This is a genomic window from Brevibacterium pigmentatum, from assembly GCF_011617465.1.
GTDB lineage: Bacteria > Actinomycetota > Actinomycetes > Actinomycetales > Brevibacteriaceae > Brevibacterium > Brevibacterium pigmentatum.
This window is the reverse complement of the sequence record NZ_CP050153.1, coordinates 2,548,460-2,565,742: the sequence shown is the minus strand read 5'-3', so window position 1 is coordinate 2,565,742 and position 17,283 is coordinate 2,548,460. Positions and strand designations below refer to the sequence as shown.

The window sequence follows — 17,283 nt, the reverse complement described above, 5'->3', positions numbered from 1 at the left end:
GGACCCATCAACGAAACGAGTCGAGCTGTCTGTAGGATTGGGAATCAATCACGTCCCCTTCACTAGGAGAGCCATGCGCCAGGTCGAACCGTCCGTTGAACTGCTCGCCAAGCCCAATATCGATTGGGAAGCGATGAGGACTTACCTCGACGGGGTGGGCGGAACCTCCTGGGCGGACCGTGTCGAAGAGGCCGAATCCCCGGACGCCGAGGATCTCCTCGAGTTCTCCGGACGCATGTGCTATCGCTCGTGGGAGCCGGGACTCAACCCGAACGTCTCGCGCGTGCGCACCGATTCCGCGCAGTACCTCGGCAACGTCGTGAAGTCCCAGCACGGATCCGTGCTCGAACACGCGAACTTCACCTTCGTCCTCCACAACGTCTCACGCGTGCTCACCCACGAACTCATCCGTCACCGTGCAGGATCGGCGTTCTCGCAGGAATCGCTGCGCTACGTCCGTCTCACCGACATTCCGTTCTGGTTCCCGGAGTGGGCGCGGGAAGATCCCGAGCTCATGGAACGCAGCCTCAAGGTCCTCGACACCCTCGAGGAGCACCAGAAGTGGATGGCCGAGCACTTCGAGCTCGACGAGGAAGGCACGAAGTTCTCGCACAAGAAGCACATGACCTCGTTCATGCGCCGCTTCGCCCCCGAGGGCCTGGCCACCGGCATCGTCTACACCGCGAACCTCCGCTCACTGCGCCACGTCATCGAGATGCGCACCGCGAAGGGTGCCGAAGAGGAGATCCGCCTCATCTTCAACAAGATCGGTGAAGTCATGCGCGAAGAGGCTCCGGCCGTCTTCGCCGACTACGAAGTCGTCGACGGAGAATGGATCCCCGGCACTCGGAAGGCCTGACACCAGCAGCACCTGACACCGTCGTCACCCAGTTCTCAGGAGGAACTGCCATGGCAGATATCTACGCAGCTCAGCTCAATCCCGGCAAGCTCGACGTCGTCACCGACTGGGTGGCCGAACAGGATTGGGCCACCGAGCTCGACCTTGAGGCGAACCCGCTCGAAGCCGTCACCGCATACCGTTTCGATGACCCCGCCGGTGAGGTCGGCATCGAGATCCACATTGTGCGCAGCGGCGACCAGCTGCTGCAGGTGCCGCTGACCTACCGCGGTGCACCGCTCGAGGGCGCCGACCAGGCCTTCGTGGCGAATATGGAGCACTCGGTGCTCGGCAAGCGGTGGGTCTACGCCGGCATGGGTGACCCGCTGTTCCGGCAGCGCCTCGACCACACCATCGCCACAGCGTCAACGGCTGCGGAGCAGTACCGCGTCGACGATGAGGGCAACCGGGGCGAAGAGATCACCGATGTGGCTCACGCCTTCGGAACTGGGCCGCTGCCAGGTGCAGGAGACGTCGAGATCCTCTACCGCCTGTCTCCCGAGTCGCCGGCGGAGAAGTCCGACGCCGGTCTGCTGCTGGGCCGCTGGGACAGCCAGGACACGAACGTCGTCCTCGCGATCATGGTCTGAGAGGCGCAGCAGAACACCAGCCCACTCACGGTGAGGGAGGAATCGGATCTGATGAGCAGCGACTGCATCTTCTGCCAGATCGTCACAGGTGAGGCGCCCAGTGCGCCGATCGCCGAGACCGAATCGACGTTCGCATTCATGGACATCCAGCCGGGATCGGACGGGCATCTGCTCGTCGTGCCGAAACGTCACAGCACGGATCTGCGGGACATCCCGGCTGACGATCTGACGGCGGTGACGCTCGAGTCTCAGCGCATCGCCAAGCACGCCTATTCGGCGTGGGGAGCGGACGGCGTCAACCTCCTCAACTGCTGCGGTGCCGATGCGTGGCAGACAGTCTTCCACTTCCACATGCACGTCATTCCGCGCTACCGGGACAAGAACAAAGACCACCTGCGGCTGCCATTCCAACCTGGTGTCCGCGGGGATCAGGACCTCATCGATTCCCTCGCCGCGAGTATGCGGGAGTCACTCGGCGAAGGGTGATGGGCATTAGCGCCCCAGGTCGATGATCGTCATCCCCGCCGAGGCGGCGGGAGAGCCCATTGCCTCCATCGCCGCGGGTGCCTCGTCGAGTCCGATGACGTTGGCGACGAGGTCCTGCGGGCGCAGCCGCCCCTGGACGACCAGGTCCACGAGCTCCGGGTACTCGGCCGCGGCCATTCCGTGCGAGCCGAGCACACTGAGCTCGAGAGCGATCACGCGCGGCAGATCGACGACCGGCTCGGCGGGCAGCAGACCGATCTGCACATGCCGTCCCAACGGTGCCAGAGCACCGATCGCCGCCCGGATCGTGTCCTCCCGACCCAAGGCATCGACGGTCACAGCCACCCCATCGGGATCGGTCGACGCGAACTGTGCGACCACCTCGGCGCTGAGTTCGGCCGAGTCAAGACTGCGGGCATTGACGCGTCGTTCGGCACCGAACTTTCGGGCGGATTCCAGAGCCGCATCGCTGACGTCGACGGCGACTACCCGAGCGCCGAGAGCCCGCGCGATCATGATCGCCGACAGTCCCACCCCGCCGCAGCCGAACACGGCAACCGTCTCGTCCGCGGCAAGCCGAGCCCGCACCCGCAGACCGTGGAAGGCCGTCGCGAACCGACACCCGAGCCCGACCACCGCCGCGGCCGGCAGCTCCTCGGGCACAGCCACGAGATTCGCATCGGCATTGTGGATGACGACCTGATCCGCCCACGACCCGAAATGCGTGAACCCCGGCTGCGTCTGATCGGGGCAGACCTGCGCATTGCCCGAGTCGCACCACCGGCACGTCCCGCACCCGCACACGAACGGTACGGTCACTCGCTGCCCAACCTGGAATTTCTCTACCCCGACCCCCGCCGAGGCGACCCGACCCACCAGCTCATGCCCGGGGACATGGGGCAGGGTGATGGTCGAGTCGTGGCCGGCCCACGCGTGATGATCGCTGCGGCACACCCCGGTGGCCTCGACGTCGATGACGACGCCCGCATCGGGGGCAGCAGGTGCAGGGATCTCCTGCATCCGAGGGCGGACAGAGAACTGATCGAAGACGACGGCACGCATACTCTCGATCATAAGACCCGCGACCTGCGGAGTCCGCGTGTGTCCGCTCTGCGGCGGGTCTGTGGCGGGCCGATAGCGCGCCGACACGTCAGCGCGGATGGACTCCGGCGACGGCCAAGGCATCGAGCAGCCGACGACGCAGCGTCTGCGCCCTGCCGGAGAACTCCTTCTGCCGTTCCATGTACTCGGCCTTGCCCGCAGCGGTCTCGATGGCCACGACGCCGTACCCCCATCCGCGCAGGTCATAGGGGGAGGCCTCCATATCCAGAGTGCGGATGTCGAGAGCCAGATCGAAGCAGTCGACGACGAGATCCGAGTCCGCGATCGGCGAGATCTTCATCGCCCATTTGTACAGATCCATCCCCGCATGCAGGCACCCTGGCTGCTCGTTGCTGATCATGCCATCGCGGCTCGGCTGCAGAGTGTTGAGCGGCCGGGCCGGATCGGTGAAGAATCGGAACGCGTCATGGTGCGAACACTGGATGCGGTGGCCTTCGACGACGGCATCGGTCTCGGCCGGACTCAGCCGCAGCGGCACCTGCTGATGCCGACGCTGCTCGTCGGTGAGCCGGTAGACCATCGCCCACTCGTGGATGCCGAAGCACCCGAAGTTCGCTTCCCGACCCAATGTCGACGACAGCAGCGAGGCGATGAACTTTGCTCCGTCCCCACGGTCGGTGCGCCAGGGCTCGAGGTCCACCTCGGCGAAATTCTGCGCATCGTCGATGCGATACCACCGACGGTCGAAATACCGACGATCTTCGGCCGTCTCAAGCGCGACGCGCACACCCGGACCGGGATGCCATTTCTTCAGCTGCCCGACCTTGAACGGGTAGTAGGTGAAGAGGAAGTCTTCGACCGGGTGGGTCTCCTGTCGCATCCGCCGGTCGATATGCGCATCGGTGCGCTCGGCGATCCGATGTTCGTGATCGTCACGCAGCTCGCGCCAGATCTCGGCAGGAACGACACCGTCACCGAGGCGGCCCGACGATGTGTCGGTACGCTCGGTCGCCGCCGTGAATGGGGCGGAAATCGTGGTCGAGGGTGCGGACGTCACCGCACCATTGTCCCAGACCGTCGAGTCGGGCTCCAGCTCAGCGCCCTGAGCGCTTCGTGCCCTTCGCAGCAGGCGCGGTCAGCGGATCCTCCGGCCACGGATGCTTCGGGTAGCGGCCCCGATTCTCGGCTCTGACATGGGCATACGCGTTGGCCCAGAATGATGCCAGGTCGCTGGTCACCGCCAAAGGCCTGCGCGCGGGGGAGAGCAGATGCATCGTGACCGGCACCCGCCCGTCGCAGACGCGAGGCACATCGGTCCAGCCGAAGCACTCCTGGAGTTTGACCGCGAGGATCGGGCTCGGGATCTCGGTGCGCTCGGGTGCGGCCGTCGCCTCGTCGTCCGCGTCGGAAGTGGTGCCTGGTTCGACGAGATCGGGATCCGGGTACTCGAGACGGATCGCGGATCCGCTGGGCACCTCAATATGGGTCGGGGCCAACTCATCGAGCCGGGCCGCTTCGGGCCATGGCAACAGAGTGCGCAGCGCAGATGTGAGATCCACGCGGGCAGGGTCGGAGCCCTTCGCGATCCGGTCGAGCGCCTCCGGACACCACTGATCGAGCGTGACCGACAGGTGCTCCCACGTCACCTCCGGCCACGGTTCGCCGAAGACCGCGCGGAGGAGACCGAGTCTGGCCCGCAGCGATTCGAAAGCCTCGGACGGACGCAGAACCTCGCGGGCTCCCCGCTCGCGCACGGATTCGGCGATGGCGCGGCGGGCGAGCTCGGGGCCGGCCTGAATCGGGGTGGACGAGAGCTCGATTCCGCCGAGGCGACTGCGCCGAACTGCACGGACCTTGCCGCTCTCGAACCTCGCCGTCTCTTCCGTGTGCAGCAGTCCGGCGCCGGCGAGTTCCGCGGTGTCGACGTCGATGGAAACCGCTGACCGGATGATTGCCCGCGACCCGGACAGCCCCACCTCGGCGATGGCCAACCATGGACTGCCCTGCAGGGACGAGTCCCGTGGAAGGCTCGCCGCGGTGCCCGATGCCAGCAGGTATTCGGAGTCCGAGGCGCTGCGCAGCCGCGCGATCTGCAGCGGATACGACAACGCGGTGACGAGGCCGAGGTCCTCGGGTGTGAGCGATGTGCCGGAGACGCCGGTGGATTCGTCGGCAGCAGTTCCGCTGTGTCCGGCGACGTCACCTCCACTGCGAGTTCCGCTGCCGGTGCTCTCGCCTTCGCTCTCCGAGGCGAATTCGCGAGCGATCGACGCAAACCGCCTGCGGTCCTGCACGAATCGAGCATCTCTGCTGCGTCTCAACTGGCGCAGCAGAGCGGAGAGGTCGGCGCCGGGAGCCCTCTGATCGGACTCGATGACGGCGATCGCCTCGGCCGCACGAGCAGGAGAGAGCAGGTCAGCCCCGTCGAGGAGGCCACGCGCCGACCACACCGAGGCCGGAATCCTCGCAATCGTCCGCCCCGTTGCGGTGACGTGGAGGGCTGAGATTGGGAGCTCGGCTCCTGCGTCGTCTGATACCGCTGCCACTTCCACAGCACTCAACGCCACAAGATTGTCGACTGCCTGCCGCTTCGGACCGGTCGGCAGAGGATCGGGCAGCAGGTTCTCGTCTCCGCCCCAGGCTGCCAGCGCGAGGGCCGCGGAGGTGAGATCGGTGGTCGTGACCTCGGGCGGAGTGTGCTCGGGCAGGCTCGCCCAATCCGCCTCTGACATGCACCGATACGCGACACCGGGCCCCTGACGTGCGGCACGACCGGAGCGCTGTGTGCCGGAGGCCTTCGACTCCCGCATCGTCACCAGCCCGGACATGTGCCGCCTTGTAATCCAGGCGCGGTCCCCGGGAGAGTCCGGAGTCGACGACGATGCGCACACCGTCGATGGTCAGTGCCGATTCGGCGACCGACGTCGAGACGATGACCCGCCGGTTCCGTCCACTGTCCGTCCGCGGCCGAAGGATCGCGTCCTGTTCCTTCGCAGGCGTCCGCCCCGTCAGCGTGTGCACCTCGACCGTTGCAGCATTCGAACCGCCGGCCGCGCTCGCGTCCCCGCTCGTGCCTGCCTTCACATCCGCGCTCGACCCAATACGACGGCGCACCCGAAATGCCACCTCGTCGACCTCGCGCGCACCGGGTGCGAAGACGAGCACATCCCCGGTGGCATTCTCCTCCATGGCACGCACCGTCACCGCGGCCAGGTGATCAAGGAAATTCCATGTCACGCCCCGCGCATCGAGCGGTCGCTCCTTCGCCGGCGCCCAGCGGACCTCCAAAGGATGAGCATCTGCGGCCACCGACAGCAGGTTCGCCGGCGCCTGCGGCCCGTCCCCGAGGCGCGCGGCCCACAGCTGCGCATCCAAGGTCGCGGACATGACGACCACCGACAGATCCTCACGCAGATCCGCCAACTCCCGGCACATCGCGAACGCGAGATCCGTATCCAACTGCCGCTCATGCACCTCGTCGAGGATGACCCCGGCGACGCCGGACAGCTCAGGATCGCGCAACAGTCGGGACAGGAGCACACCCGTGGTGACGAATTCGATCCGAGTCGCAGCCGAGGTCCGCGACTCACCGCGAACGGTGAAACCCACCACCTCGCCGAGGCGGGTCCCCGTCAACGACGCGAGCCGCCCGGCCGCGGCGCGGGCAGCCATCCGGCGGGGTTGGGTGACGATGATGCGGCTCGGGGATTCGGCTGAGCCGGTGCCGCCGGCTGCGCCAGCCGACCCGGTCGTGCCAGCTGACCCGACAGCACCAGCCAAGTACTCGGCGATCATCGGCGGCACCACGGTGGTCTTGCCGGTACCGGGAGGAGCCTCCACGACCAACCTCGGGGAGGGAGCCGCCTCGGCGAGGTTCAGCTCATCAATGAGCGCGGCGGCAGGCAATCCGGCCCCAATGCGGGCGAGATCGAAGGTGTACGGGAGGTGCGGATCGGGCATGACACAAGTCTCGCAGGTCGACGTCGCGACGCCGACGAGCACCGACGCGCGAACGGCGGCCCGCACTGACTAGACTGGGGCACATGCGTATCGCCAGATTTGTACATCAGGACGAACCCAAATACGGAGTCGTCGAAGGTGAAGTGCCGCCGATCACCGACGGCAACTGGGACACGTCGGGACTCGAACTCGCCGTCCTCGACTCGGACCCCTTCTTCTCTCCGGCCCAATCGACAGGGGAGAGGCTGAAGATCGACGACGTGCGTCTGGTCAGCCCCATCCTGCCGCGCTCGAAGGTCATCGGCGTGGGCCGCAACTTCGCCGCACACGCAGCAGAACTCGGCAACGAGGTTCCCGTGACCCCGGTGACCTTCTTCAAACCGAACACCTCGGTCATCGGCCCCGGCGACCCCATCCGCCTGCCAGCGATCAGCGAATACGTCTCCTATGAGGCCGAACTCGCCGTCGTCATCGGTCGTGTGGCCAAGGGTGTGAAGGCGGAGAACGCCTTTGACCATGTCCTCGGCTATACCGCGAGCAACGATGTCACTCTGCGCGACCTCCAGAAGTCCGACAAGCAGTGGACTCGGGCGAAGGGCTTCGACACCTCGGCCCCGCTGGGTCCCTGGATCGAAACCGAACTCGACGTCGACGACCTGAACATCCGGTCCTGGGTCGACGGTGAACTCAAACAGGACGGTACCACCGCCGACTTCATCTTCGATATCCCGACCATCATCGAGCACCTGTCCGAGACCATCACCCTGCTGCCCGGCGATGTCATCCTCACCGGAACCCCGGAAGGGGTCGGCCAGATCGTGTCCGGCAATCGCGTCGACATCGCCATCGAAGGGCTCGGCGTCCTGTCGAACCCGGTCATGGACGCCTGAGCCGACCGCCGCCTCGGCGGGGTTGCGGCCCGGACCTTCCCACCGCCTCGGCGATCGCATCCACGGAACACCAGCGCCGCCGAACCACCAGCGCCACCGCACACCACAGACTCACACCCGAGAAGATCACGCAAAGGACAATCGTGAGCGTCAAAGTTCGTTTCTGCCCATCACCCACCGGCACCCCGCACGTCGGCATGGTCCGCACGGCCCTGTTCAACTGGGCCTACGCCAAGCACACCGGCGGCAAGTTCGTCTTCCGCATCGAAGACACCGACGCGGCACGTGACTCCGAGGAGAGCTTCGGCCAGGTCGTCGAAGCCCTCAAATGGCTGGGCCTGGACTGGGACGAAGGCATCGAGGTCGGCGGCGACTACGGACCCTACCGCCAGTCGCAGCGCGGTGAGATCTACGCTGACGTCATCGAGAAGCTCAAGGCCGGCGGCCACATCTACGAGTCCTACTCCACCAACGAGGAGGTCGAGGCCCGCCACAAGGCTGCGGGCCGTGACCCCAAACTCGGCTACGACGGGTACGACCGCGACCTCACCGACGAGCAGAAGGCTGCCTTCCGCGCCGAGGGTCGCGAACCCGTGTGGCGCGTGCGCATGCCCGATGAGGACATCACCTTCACCGACCTCGTGCGCGGCGACATCACCTTCAAGGCCGGCACCGTTCCCGACTTCGTCGTCGTTCGTGCCAATGGCCAGCCGCTGTACACCCTGGTCAACCCCGTCGACGACGCGCTCATGGGTATCACCCATGTGCTCCGCGGCGAGGACATCCTGTCCTCGACCCCGCGTCAGATCGCTCTCTACGAACACCTCAAGGCCATCGGCATCGCCGAGGCGACCCCTGAGTTCGGCCACCTGCCCTACGTCATGGGTGAGGGCAACAAGAAGCTGTCGAAGCGCGACCCCGAATCGAACCTGTTCCTCCACCGCGACAACGGGTTCATCCCCGAGGGACTCATCAACTACCTCGGACTGCTCGGCTGGTCCATCGGACCCGACCGCGACATCTTCAGCGTCAAGGAATTCACCGAAGCCTTCGACATCCACGATGTCCTGCCCAACCCGGCCCGCTTCGACGTGAAGAAGGCCACCGCCATCAACGCCGACCACATCCGCCTCCTCGAGCTCGGCGACTTCCGTGACCGTCTGGTGCCGTACCTCCAGGCCGCCGAGGTGCTCCCGGAGTCTCCGACGGAGGCTCAGCTGCGGATCCTCGACGAGGCGGCTCCGCTCGTGCAGACCCGCATGAAGCTGCTCGGAGAGGCTCCCGACCTGCTCGCGTTCCTCTTCACCTCCGATGACGACCTCGTCATGGCCGAGGACGGACTGAAGACGCTCAAGGACTCCGCGCCCGACGTTCTTGCCGCTTCCATCGAGGTCCTCGAAGGACTCGAGGAATGGACGACGGCGAAGCTCGAAGAGGTGCTCTCAGCCAAGCTCGTCGACGAGATGGAGATCAAACCGCGCCTGGCCTACGGTCCGCTGCGCGTGGCTGTGTCCGGCCGCAAGGTCTCCCCGCCGCTGTTCGAGTCGATGGAGATCCTCGGCAAGGACTCCTCGCTGAAGCGCCTCAAGGCACTCGCGGCACAGCTGTGACCATGGTCGAGCAATCGAGCTGGACCCGCGGAGGACTGCACTTCGAAGACGTGACGATCACCGTGCCCTTCGACCATTTCGGACGATCGGGGGACGCCGCCTCGGCGGGGGAGAGCGCCGCGTCAGCCGCCTCGGGGAAGGTGGATCTGCCGGACACGATCGACGTGTTCGCCCGGATCATCGCCACCGAGGCGGACAGCCGGAAGCCCTACCTCGTGTACCTGCAGGGCGGGCCCGGCGTGGAAGCTCCGCGTCCGGGCATCGTCGGCGGCCCCAGCGGGTGGGTGAAGCGTGCTCTCGAGGAGTTCCAGGTCGTCATGCTCGACCAGCGCGGCACCGGGAAGTCGAACCCGATCGGGTCCGTCGAAGGGGCCATCACCGGCCTCGAGTCGGTGGGGGAAGACCCGGTCGCGATCGCCGAGGCGCTGTCCTACTTCCGGGCCGATTCGATCGTCGAGGACGCGGAGATCCTGCGCGGCCACCTCGGCGCGGAGACGTGGTCCCTGCTGGGGCAGTCCTTCGGCGGATTCACGACGCTGCGCTATATCTCCGCGCATTCGAGCGCTCTGCACGAGGTGTTCTTCACCGGCGGTCTGCCGGCGATCGGCCTCGACCCGGCGACCGTCTACGGACGGACGTGGGAGGGGATGATCCGCAAATCCGAGCAGTACTACACGGCGTTCCCCGGCGACCGCGAAAAGATGCGCAGGCTCGTCGAGCTCGCTTCCGTCGGTGAGGGTCTTGCCCTGCCCGGGGGAGCACGGGCGACGCCGGAGCGGATCCGTCTGCTCGGACACTTCCTCGGGTCCTCCGACGGTCCGGAGAAGCTGCACTATCTGCTCGACCACGATTTCGGCTCGGCGGCGTTCCGGCATGACCTCGCTGCGTCCCTGCCGTTCTCGGGGCGCAATCCGCTCTATGCGGTCATCCACGAATCCTGCTGGGCCGACGGCTCGGTGACGAACTGGGCGGCCAGGCGGGCGATGCCCGATGCCGTGGTCATGGACCCGACTCTGCTGGCCGGTGAGCACGCCGGGCCTGAGTCGCTGCACGAGGATCCGGAGCTTGAGCCCTTCGCCGAGGTGGCCGAGCTCGTTGCCGCACGTCAGTGGCCCGGTCTCTACGATGTCGACGCTCTGCGGGCCGCCTCGGTGCGCGGTGCTGCGGCAGTGTATTTCGAGGACGCCTACGTGCCGGTGGAGTATTCGCTGGCCACGGCCGAGCATCTGTCAGGGGTGCAGCCGTGGGTGACGAACGAGTACGAACACAATGGTCTGCGCGCCGACGGATACAGGGTCTTCGACCGGCTCATAGGCCTCGCTCGCGGGTGAGGCCGGGGTTCGTCGGCAGGGGAGAATTGAGCCTGTCGGCGGGCCGGTCTCGGTCAGCCTGTTGTGTTAAGAAGGTCACACCGAAAAGGAGCCTCTCGGATTTGTCGTGAGGCGGTGTGTTTGTGTAGAGTTATATCTCGTTGCTCAGGGGATTCTCCACGGGGAATGCCTTGAAAAACATTGGGCTATGGTGTAATTGGCAGCACGAGTGATTCTGGTTCATTTAGTCTAGGTTCAAGTCCTGGTAGCCCAGCGGACACAGTCTGGATCAGTCCAGGAGTGTTGTTCTGAGCCCCCGTCGTCTAGTGGCCTAGGACGCCGCCCTCTCAAGGCGGTAACGGCAGTTCGAATCTGCTCGGGGGTACGGTTGAGCCCCGCATCGAATTTCGGTGCGGGGCTCACTCTAATTCACCGGCGTTTTCCTGCGGCGGTATTCGGGAGATGCTCTTCGGGGCAGCCAATTGGCAACGGCACTGTCTGAGTCAGAAAGCACATGTTTCGGAGAGTGCTTTCTGACTCAGACAGTGCCGTGGTCGCCTCAGGGCAGTAAGCGCTCGGAGCCGTGTCAGCGGGAGACGGAGTCGGCGATGCGCTGCGTGTGTTCGGCCGTCTTGATGTTGGAGACGATGAGTTCGAGCACGAGACGGACGCCGATGACCCACAGTGCCGGAATGATCCAGCCGAAGATGATGGCGATCAGCAGCGGCCAGATGCTGAAGCTCGGGCCGCCGGTCATATATGCCGAGGTCGCACCGGCGGCGATTCCCGTGGTGATTCCGGCGACGATGGTGCCGAGATAGGACAGGGCCGCGACCACGATCGCGATGATGTAGATGAAGCCCGCCCACTTCACCGCGATGAAGTTGTCAAAGCGGATGTCGAACAGCGACTTGAAGAACCCGGACTGCTGGGGATTCGACTGCGGAGGCTGACCATAAGCAGGCTGACCGTAGGCGGGCTGACCATAAGCCTGCTGCCGGGAGGCATCCTGCGAGTATGCGCGCTGCTGATAGGGATCCTGCTGATAGGCGCCGGGCTGCGCGTACTGCTGCCCCTGTGCCTGATAGGCGTTGGGATCATAGGTGCCCTGTTGGTAGGTGGGCTGAGCGGACTGAGGATCCTTCGGCTGGTCTCCCGCTGCTGAGTTCTGGCCGTCGAGGTTCTGCTCAGACGCGTTGCTGTTGGGGTCGTTCGGGTTCTGCGGTGTCGACATTGTGTCCCTCTCGAGAAAGGAACGCACCCCAAGCAGGGCACGCTCGCCTGATATCTGCCTGTAGTCGCAACCTATCAGGATGCGCGGACTCGTGGCAGGGCGACTGTCATTGTGGGAGGAATGCTGAAGCGGCAACTCGGCTTGCAGACTCGGCCAGTCGGCTCAGTGTGCCCGTTCAGTCGGCTACCTCAGGGGCTGTCGAAGATCCGTCGGAACCTGCTGGGACGTTCTCAGCCTCAGCCGCACTCGAGCCGGAAGGTTCGCCGTCGACGCCGGTGAGGGCGATGCTCCACCCCACAGCAAGCTCGTCACCTGGGTCGACGACATCGAAGTCAACGCCTGCCTCGCCCGCGGCGAAGGCATTCGGCGGACACGTCATCGGCTCGATCGCAATCGCCCGCCGCGCCAGATCCTCGTCGAGCCCGTCACCCGTGCATGTCTGCCAGGTTCGGAAACCGGGCCCCATTCCAACGACGACCTCGCGCAGATCTGTGCCCTTCAACCGTGCCCGCGACCACCCGTCGTCACCGCGCCGAGGTTGCCCGAAAGCGTCATCGAGTACCGTTCCGCCGATCAGACGCAATGCCCGGAAGTCCTTACACACCATGCATGCGGAATCATCGGAGACGTGATCGGCAGGGACCGCCGTACCGTCATCGAAAGGACGAACGGCCGTGGGTATGAGCCGCTCATTCGTCTCATACCAACGTGCGGCGGGAATGACGAGCTGCGCCTCATCTACAAGGCAGTCATGTTCCGGGCCGCCGGCATCTTCGGCAGATGGGCCAGCCGAGAGCCACGGATGAAAACCGAAACCGAACGGGGCGGGACCGGACCCCGTGTTGAGGGCACGTGCACGCATGCGCAGCTCCGCCTCGGCGAGTTCGAAATCGACCTGCAGGGCGAACTCGAACGGATACCCCTCCGTCGCCTCCAACGTGTATTCGAGACTGACCGTCGACTTTGTGCGCTCGACCACGGACCACTCGACATCGGCGACGAGACCGTGCAGAGCATTACCCAGCTCGGGTTCGGCGATCGGCAGCTGATGGCTGGTGCCGGCAAAATCGAAACGACCCCCATCGATCCGATTCGGCCACGGGGCGAGCACGGCACCGTCGAAGGCGTTCATCGGCACCACGACTGGGCGATCGCCGACGCTGAAGCGAACCAGGCTCGCGCCGATGGGGGAGATGACCGCCGCTGACTCGTCACAGGCGAGTTCGATGGTGGCGGTCATGGGTCTCCAGGGGGCTCGTGAGCGGGAGGAACGGTTGCGGATATTCTACTCTGTCCGTGCCTATCCGAACCGCCAGATGTTAGCATTATGATCGAAAATGATAACTTTTGGGAGGTCTGATGCCAGCGTCGCATCAAAGGGCGAACCTGTCCGATGGTCGCGAGATCCTGTTCTTCCAGGACCACGATTCACCTGCACCGACGATCGCCGCCGACCCCCGGCCCAACGAATCGCGACCCGACAGCGGCACCCTGCGCTTCGACGTCCTCACCGGCGAATGGGTCGCCGTGGCCACACACCGGCAGACGCGCACCCACCTGCCGGCCGCCGCCGAATGTCCGCTGTGCCCGTCGACACCGGACCGTCCCACGGAGATCCCGGCCGCATACTTCGACGTCGCCGTCTTCGAGAATCGCTTCCCCTCACTCGGCCCCGGCCTCGGTGACGTTCCTTCCTATCAGGCGGTGGACGAGACTTTCGCCGAGGTGGCCGCCGACTCCGCCGACACCGTGACCTCTGCGCTGTCGGGACCCGGGCATGGCCGCTGCGAAGTCGTCGTCTTCTCCTCTGAGCACACCGGCTCCTTCGCCGGGCTCGGCACCGCACGCGCCCGCACGGTCATCGACGCCTGGGCCAACCGGACCGCCGAACTCTCCGCCCTGCCGGGCATCGAGCAGGTCTTCATGTTCGAGAACCGCGGAGAGGAGATCGGGGTGACGATGAACCACCCCCACGGACAGATCTATGCTTACCCCTATGTCACCCCGCACACCGCGATCACATCGGCCCGGGCGCATGATCACCTGCGTCGGACCGGGCGACCGCTGCTCGGCGATGTGCTCGCCTTCGAGCGTGAGGCAGGGGAGCGGATGATCCTCGACACCGATCACTTCTCCGCCTATGTGCCCTTCGCGGCCCGCTGGCCGATCGAAGTCCACATCGTTCCGCGCCGCCAGGTGGGAAGCGTCGACGAACTCGACGAGGCCGAACGCGACGACCTGGCTCACGTCTACCCGGAGGTGCTGCGCCGCATCGACGGCCTCTACCCGAGCCCTACACCGTATATCGCGGCCTGGCACCAGGCACCGGTCAACAGCGCCGACCATCGCGCCGACTGGCTCCACCTCGAGATCACCAGCCCGAGGAGGGCAGAGAACAAGCTGAAGTACCTCGCCGGGTCCGAGGCCGCCATGGGCGCCTTCGTCGGCGACGTCTCCGCCGAGGAGGCCGCAGCCAGGCTGCGCGCGTTGACACTGGAACCTCTCGCCGAGGCGGCTGTGCCCGCGAGTGCGAACAGCGCAGTGACCGTGGCGGAAGGTGATCGTTCATGAGCGCCGAGACATCGGTGGCGGCCCCGACCCCCGACCATCTCGCCGAGGAGTTCGAGGCCCTGTTCGGGTACCAGCCGCTCGGATCCTTCCGCGCGCCCGGACGGGTCAACGTCATCGGCGAACACACCGACTACAACCTCGGGTTCGTCTTACCCATCGCCATCGACCGGGCCGTGTACGTCGCCATCGGTCAGCGACCCGAGAACGACGCAGAAGGGCGTGGCGATGAAACGCGGGCCTGGCACAACGCAGGGGAGACTGGAATTGTGGAGCCGCCTCGGCGCGGGGAGAGCATCCGCATCGTCTCCGATCATCGCGATGAAAACGGGCAGCGCCTGTCCGGCCAGTTCACGGCCGCGGAACTCGTGCCCGGTACCCTGCCAGGCTGGCTGAGCCACGCCGCGGGCGTCGTCGATGAGATCGCCAAAACGACCGGCACGATCGTCGGCGGTGTCGACCTCTATATCGAGTCCACCGTGCCCGTCGGCGCCGGACTGTCGTCATCGCACGCTCTCGAAGTCGCGGTGCTCATCGCCCTCGACGAGGTGTACGACCTCGGCCTCGACGACCGGGAGAAGGTGCTGCTGACTCAGCGGGCGGAGAACGACTTCGTCGGTGCGCCGACGGGGATCGTCGACCAAGCGGCGTCGATCATGACCGAGGCCGGGCATGCACTCTTCCTCGACTGCCGGGACCTCAGCGCCCGCCAGATTCCCTTCGACCTCGACGCCGAGGGGCTCAGACTCCTCGTCATCGACTCGAAGGTCTCGCACTCGCACAGCGAAAGCGGGTACGGCGCCCGGCGGAGGACCTGTGAGGAGTCCGCTGCGATCTTCGGAGTCGACAGTCTGCGGGAACTCGGCGATGACGTCGACCTGAGCGAACTGACCGACGAACAGCGGAAGCGGGTGCGCCACGTCATCGCCGAAAACGCTCGGGTCCGCGCCACCGTCGAACTGCTCGAGGACAATGAACGAGCAACCGGCGACGAGCATGGTGCGCGCCTCAGTGCCATCGGCGACCTCTTGGTGGCCTCCCACGAATCTCTGCAGCACGACTACGAGGTCTCGTGCGTCGAACTCGACGTGGCGGTGGCCGCCTCGATGGGAGCCGGAGCGCTTGGGGCGCGAATGATCGGCGGCGGCTTCGGCGGCTCGGGGATCGCGCTCATCCACGCAGACCAGGTCGACATGGTCGGCGACGCCGTCACCGCAGCATTCGCCGAACACGGCTTCAGGGAACCGGACATCTTCGCCGTCAGCGCAGGCGGGGGCGCTGCCCGGTTCGATTGAACGGCGGGGTCGACTGAGCCGCAGACTCGACCGGGTCTGCAGTCTCGGCCAGTTCGCGGACCGAGCCACGGCCGTTGACTCCCGGAACCCCAGCGGCTCATGCTTGAACCGAAGTCGGCTGTGGTCGAGTCGGCGGTCGATGGAGACGCGATGAGGCGGGGGAGCGGTATGGACATCTGCGAGGTCAATGGAGTGAGCCTCGGCGTCGAGGAGTTCGGTGAGCGGGAGGCGCCACTGGTTCTCTGCCTCGGGGCACCGACGATGCTGTCCTGGCCCGACGCCCTATGCGAGCAGCTGGCAGAGCAGGGACGTCACGTTGTGCGCTGCGATCTCCGGGATGCCGGGACCTCGAGCCATGGTGATCTCGAATCACCGGACTACACCCTGCGAGACCTCGCCGCCGATGCGGCCACACTCGCTCGGGCCTTCGACGAGCGACCCGCCCATCTGGCCGGTATCGGCATCAGCGGAATGATTGCGCAGGTCGCGGCTCTCGACCATCCGAAGGCGTTTTCGGCACTCACTCTCATCGGCACCCGACCGGTCGCTCCCGGCCCGGTCGACGGTGACCTGCCGGATCATGATGAGGCCACGATGGGGCCGCTCTTCTCCCTGCCGCAGCCGGATTGGACGGACGTCGACGAGGCGGCCGGCTTCATGGCCGAGGGCGCACGAATCGTCGGTGACGACCCTATAGCGGCCCGCGATGTCGCCGTGCGGATCTGGGAGCGGACGCAGGACTCGAATCCGGAGACGCACCTGGCTGATCAGCTGGGAATGGTGTTCTCCCGCCTCGACTGCCAGCCACGCTGGCGAGAACGACTGCCGCAGCTGACGGTGCCGACTCTCGTCGTGCACGGCAGGCGTGACCCGTTCTTCCCCGTGGGCAATGGAGCGGCGCTCGCCCGGGAGATTCCAGGTGCCCGACTCCTCGTCCTCGAGAACGGATCGAGGGCCGTGCCAGTCGCGGACATCCCCGAGGTCGTCGCGGCGATGTCGCGACTCTGAGCGCGATGGCAGGACTCTGACCCGACCCCGCGCGGGCATAGGGAATCAGCCGACCCCGCGCGGACTCAGGGGATCAGTTCGTGTCGGGGGCTGCCTCGGTGCCGGTGTCCGTACTTTCGTCGGGAGTCTCGACGATGCGGATCGGGCGCAGCTTCGCCCAGATGAGGAAGACGGCTGCGGCGATGATGAGGCCGATGCCGGTCCACAGGTTCGCATCGACCCCGCCGGTGCGTTCGGCCTCGTCGGGAGTGAAGCCGACGATTCCGGCGATCGTGAGGATGACGCCGAAGATCGCCAGCAGCGCACCGATGAAGTTGCGGACGTCGAAGGCGCCTGCGGTCCTGGTCAGTTCGTTGGATTTGCTCATGGGTC

General features: G+C 66.0%; 14 protein-coding genes, 2 tRNA genes and 1 pseudogene. 11 read left to right on the top strand and 6 right to left on the bottom strand.

All coding sequences use genetic code 11. The annotated features are described in order from the left end of the window. Positions 1-73 precede the first annotated feature (73 nt). From thyX to GUY30_RS11550, 3 genes are read left to right on the top strand one after another with little or no spacing between them, the layout of a single operon-like run. Positions 74-859, top strand: a complete 786-nt coding sequence (gene thyX / locus GUY30_RS11560) for an FAD-dependent thymidylate synthase (protein ID WP_167197596.1) — start codon at positions 74-76, stop codon at positions 857-859. Positions 860-909: 50 nt separating this feature from the next. Continuing rightward, positions 910-1,488, top strand: a complete 579-nt coding sequence (locus GUY30_RS11555; protein WP_167197593.1) for a maltokinase N-terminal cap-like domain-containing protein — start codon at positions 910-912, stop codon at positions 1,486-1,488. Positions 1,489-1,539: 51 nt separating this feature from the next. Then, positions 1,540-1,974 (top strand): HIT family protein, encoded by a 435-nt coding sequence (locus GUY30_RS11550; protein ID WP_167197590.1) that lies wholly within the window; start codon positions 1,540-1,542, stop codon positions 1,972-1,974. A gap of 6 nt (positions 1,975-1,980) precedes the next feature. Here the strand turns inward: GUY30_RS11550 and GUY30_RS11545 are convergent, their stop codons facing one another. The 3 genes and pseudogenes from GUY30_RS11545 to GUY30_RS18205 form a co-directional block, all read right to left on the bottom strand. After that, a complete protein-coding gene (locus GUY30_RS11545; protein WP_167197587.1) occupies positions 1,981-3,036 on the bottom strand; it encodes a zinc-binding dehydrogenase in 1,056 nt (351 codons plus the stop codon). 88 nt (positions 3,037-3,124) lie between these two features. After that, positions 3,125-4,093 carry a 3-methyladenine DNA glycosylase gene (locus GUY30_RS11540; protein WP_323127755.1) on the bottom strand — a complete coding sequence of 323 codons (969 nt, stop codon included), beginning with the start codon at positions 4,091-4,093 and terminating at the stop codon, positions 3,125-3,127. 37 nt (positions 4,094-4,130) lie between these two features. After that, a pseudogene (locus GUY30_RS18205) lies at positions 4,131-6,996 on the bottom strand (ATP-dependent RNA helicase). 83 nt (positions 6,997-7,079) lie between these two features. On the opposite strand from GUY30_RS18205, the gene GUY30_RS11530 reads away from it, so the two are divergent. The 5 genes from GUY30_RS11530 (at position 7,080) to GUY30_RS11510 (ending at position 11,191) form a co-directional block, all read left to right on the top strand. Next, positions 7,080-7,886, top strand: a complete 807-nt coding sequence (locus GUY30_RS11530; protein WP_167197584.1) for a fumarylacetoacetate hydrolase family protein — start codon at positions 7,080-7,082, stop codon at positions 7,884-7,886. A 143-nt stretch (positions 7,887-8,029) separates the two neighbouring features. Continuing rightward, positions 8,030-9,496, top strand: a complete 1,467-nt coding sequence (gene gltX / locus GUY30_RS11525; RefSeq protein ID WP_167197581.1) for a glutamate--tRNA ligase — start codon at positions 8,030-8,032, stop codon at positions 9,494-9,496. 2 nt (positions 9,497-9,498) lie between these two features. Continuing rightward, positions 9,499-10,827: an alpha/beta fold hydrolase gene (locus tag GUY30_RS11520; RefSeq protein WP_167197578.1), complete on the top strand. Its 1,329-nt coding sequence runs from the start codon at positions 9,499-9,501 to the stop codon at positions 10,825-10,827. A 181-nt stretch (positions 10,828-11,008) separates the two neighbouring features. After that, positions 11,009-11,080, top strand: a tRNA-Gln gene (locus GUY30_RS11515). 38 nt (positions 11,081-11,118) lie between these two features. Next, positions 11,119-11,191 (top strand) — tRNA-Glu (locus tag GUY30_RS11510). Positions 11,192-11,392: 201 nt separating this feature from the next. Here the strand turns inward: GUY30_RS11510 and GUY30_RS11505 are convergent. Together GUY30_RS11505 and GUY30_RS11500 are read right to left on the bottom strand one after the other, a co-directional pair. Beyond that, positions 11,393-12,040, bottom strand: coding sequence for a DUF4282 domain-containing protein (locus GUY30_RS11505; protein WP_167197574.1), 648 nt, complete (start codon positions 12,038-12,040; stop codon positions 11,393-11,395). A 175-nt stretch (positions 12,041-12,215) separates the two neighbouring features. After that, a complete protein-coding gene (locus tag GUY30_RS11500) occupies positions 12,216-13,280 on the bottom strand; it encodes an aldose 1-epimerase family protein (RefSeq protein WP_167197571.1) in 1,065 nt (354 codons plus the stop codon). 119 nt (positions 13,281-13,399) lie between these two features. Between GUY30_RS11500 and galT the strand changes: the two genes are divergently transcribed. The 3 genes from galT to GUY30_RS11485 all read left to right on the top strand — a co-directional run bounded on the left by galT (position 13,400) and on the right by GUY30_RS11485 (position 16,911). Then, positions 13,400-14,611, top strand: a complete 1,212-nt coding sequence (gene galT, locus GUY30_RS11495; protein WP_167197568.1) for a galactose-1-phosphate uridylyltransferase — start codon at positions 13,400-13,402, stop codon at positions 14,609-14,611. Continuing rightward, positions 14,608-15,903 carry a galactokinase gene (locus tag GUY30_RS11490; protein ID WP_167197565.1) on the top strand — a complete coding sequence of 432 codons (1,296 nt, stop codon included), beginning with the start codon at positions 14,608-14,610 and terminating at the stop codon, positions 15,901-15,903. Before galT ends, GUY30_RS11490 begins: the two co-directional genes overlap by 4 nt. A gap of 150 nt (positions 15,904-16,053) precedes the next feature. Further along, positions 16,054-16,911, top strand: coding sequence for an alpha/beta fold hydrolase (locus GUY30_RS11485; protein ID WP_228281274.1), 858 nt, complete (start codon positions 16,054-16,056; stop codon positions 16,909-16,911). 73 nt (positions 16,912-16,984) lie between these two features. Here the strand turns inward: GUY30_RS11485 and GUY30_RS11480 are convergent, their stop codons facing one another. After that, positions 16,985-17,278, bottom strand: coding sequence for a hypothetical protein (locus GUY30_RS11480; RefSeq protein WP_167197562.1), 294 nt, complete (start codon positions 17,276-17,278; stop codon positions 16,985-16,987). Positions 17,279-17,283: the final 5 nt, after the last annotated feature.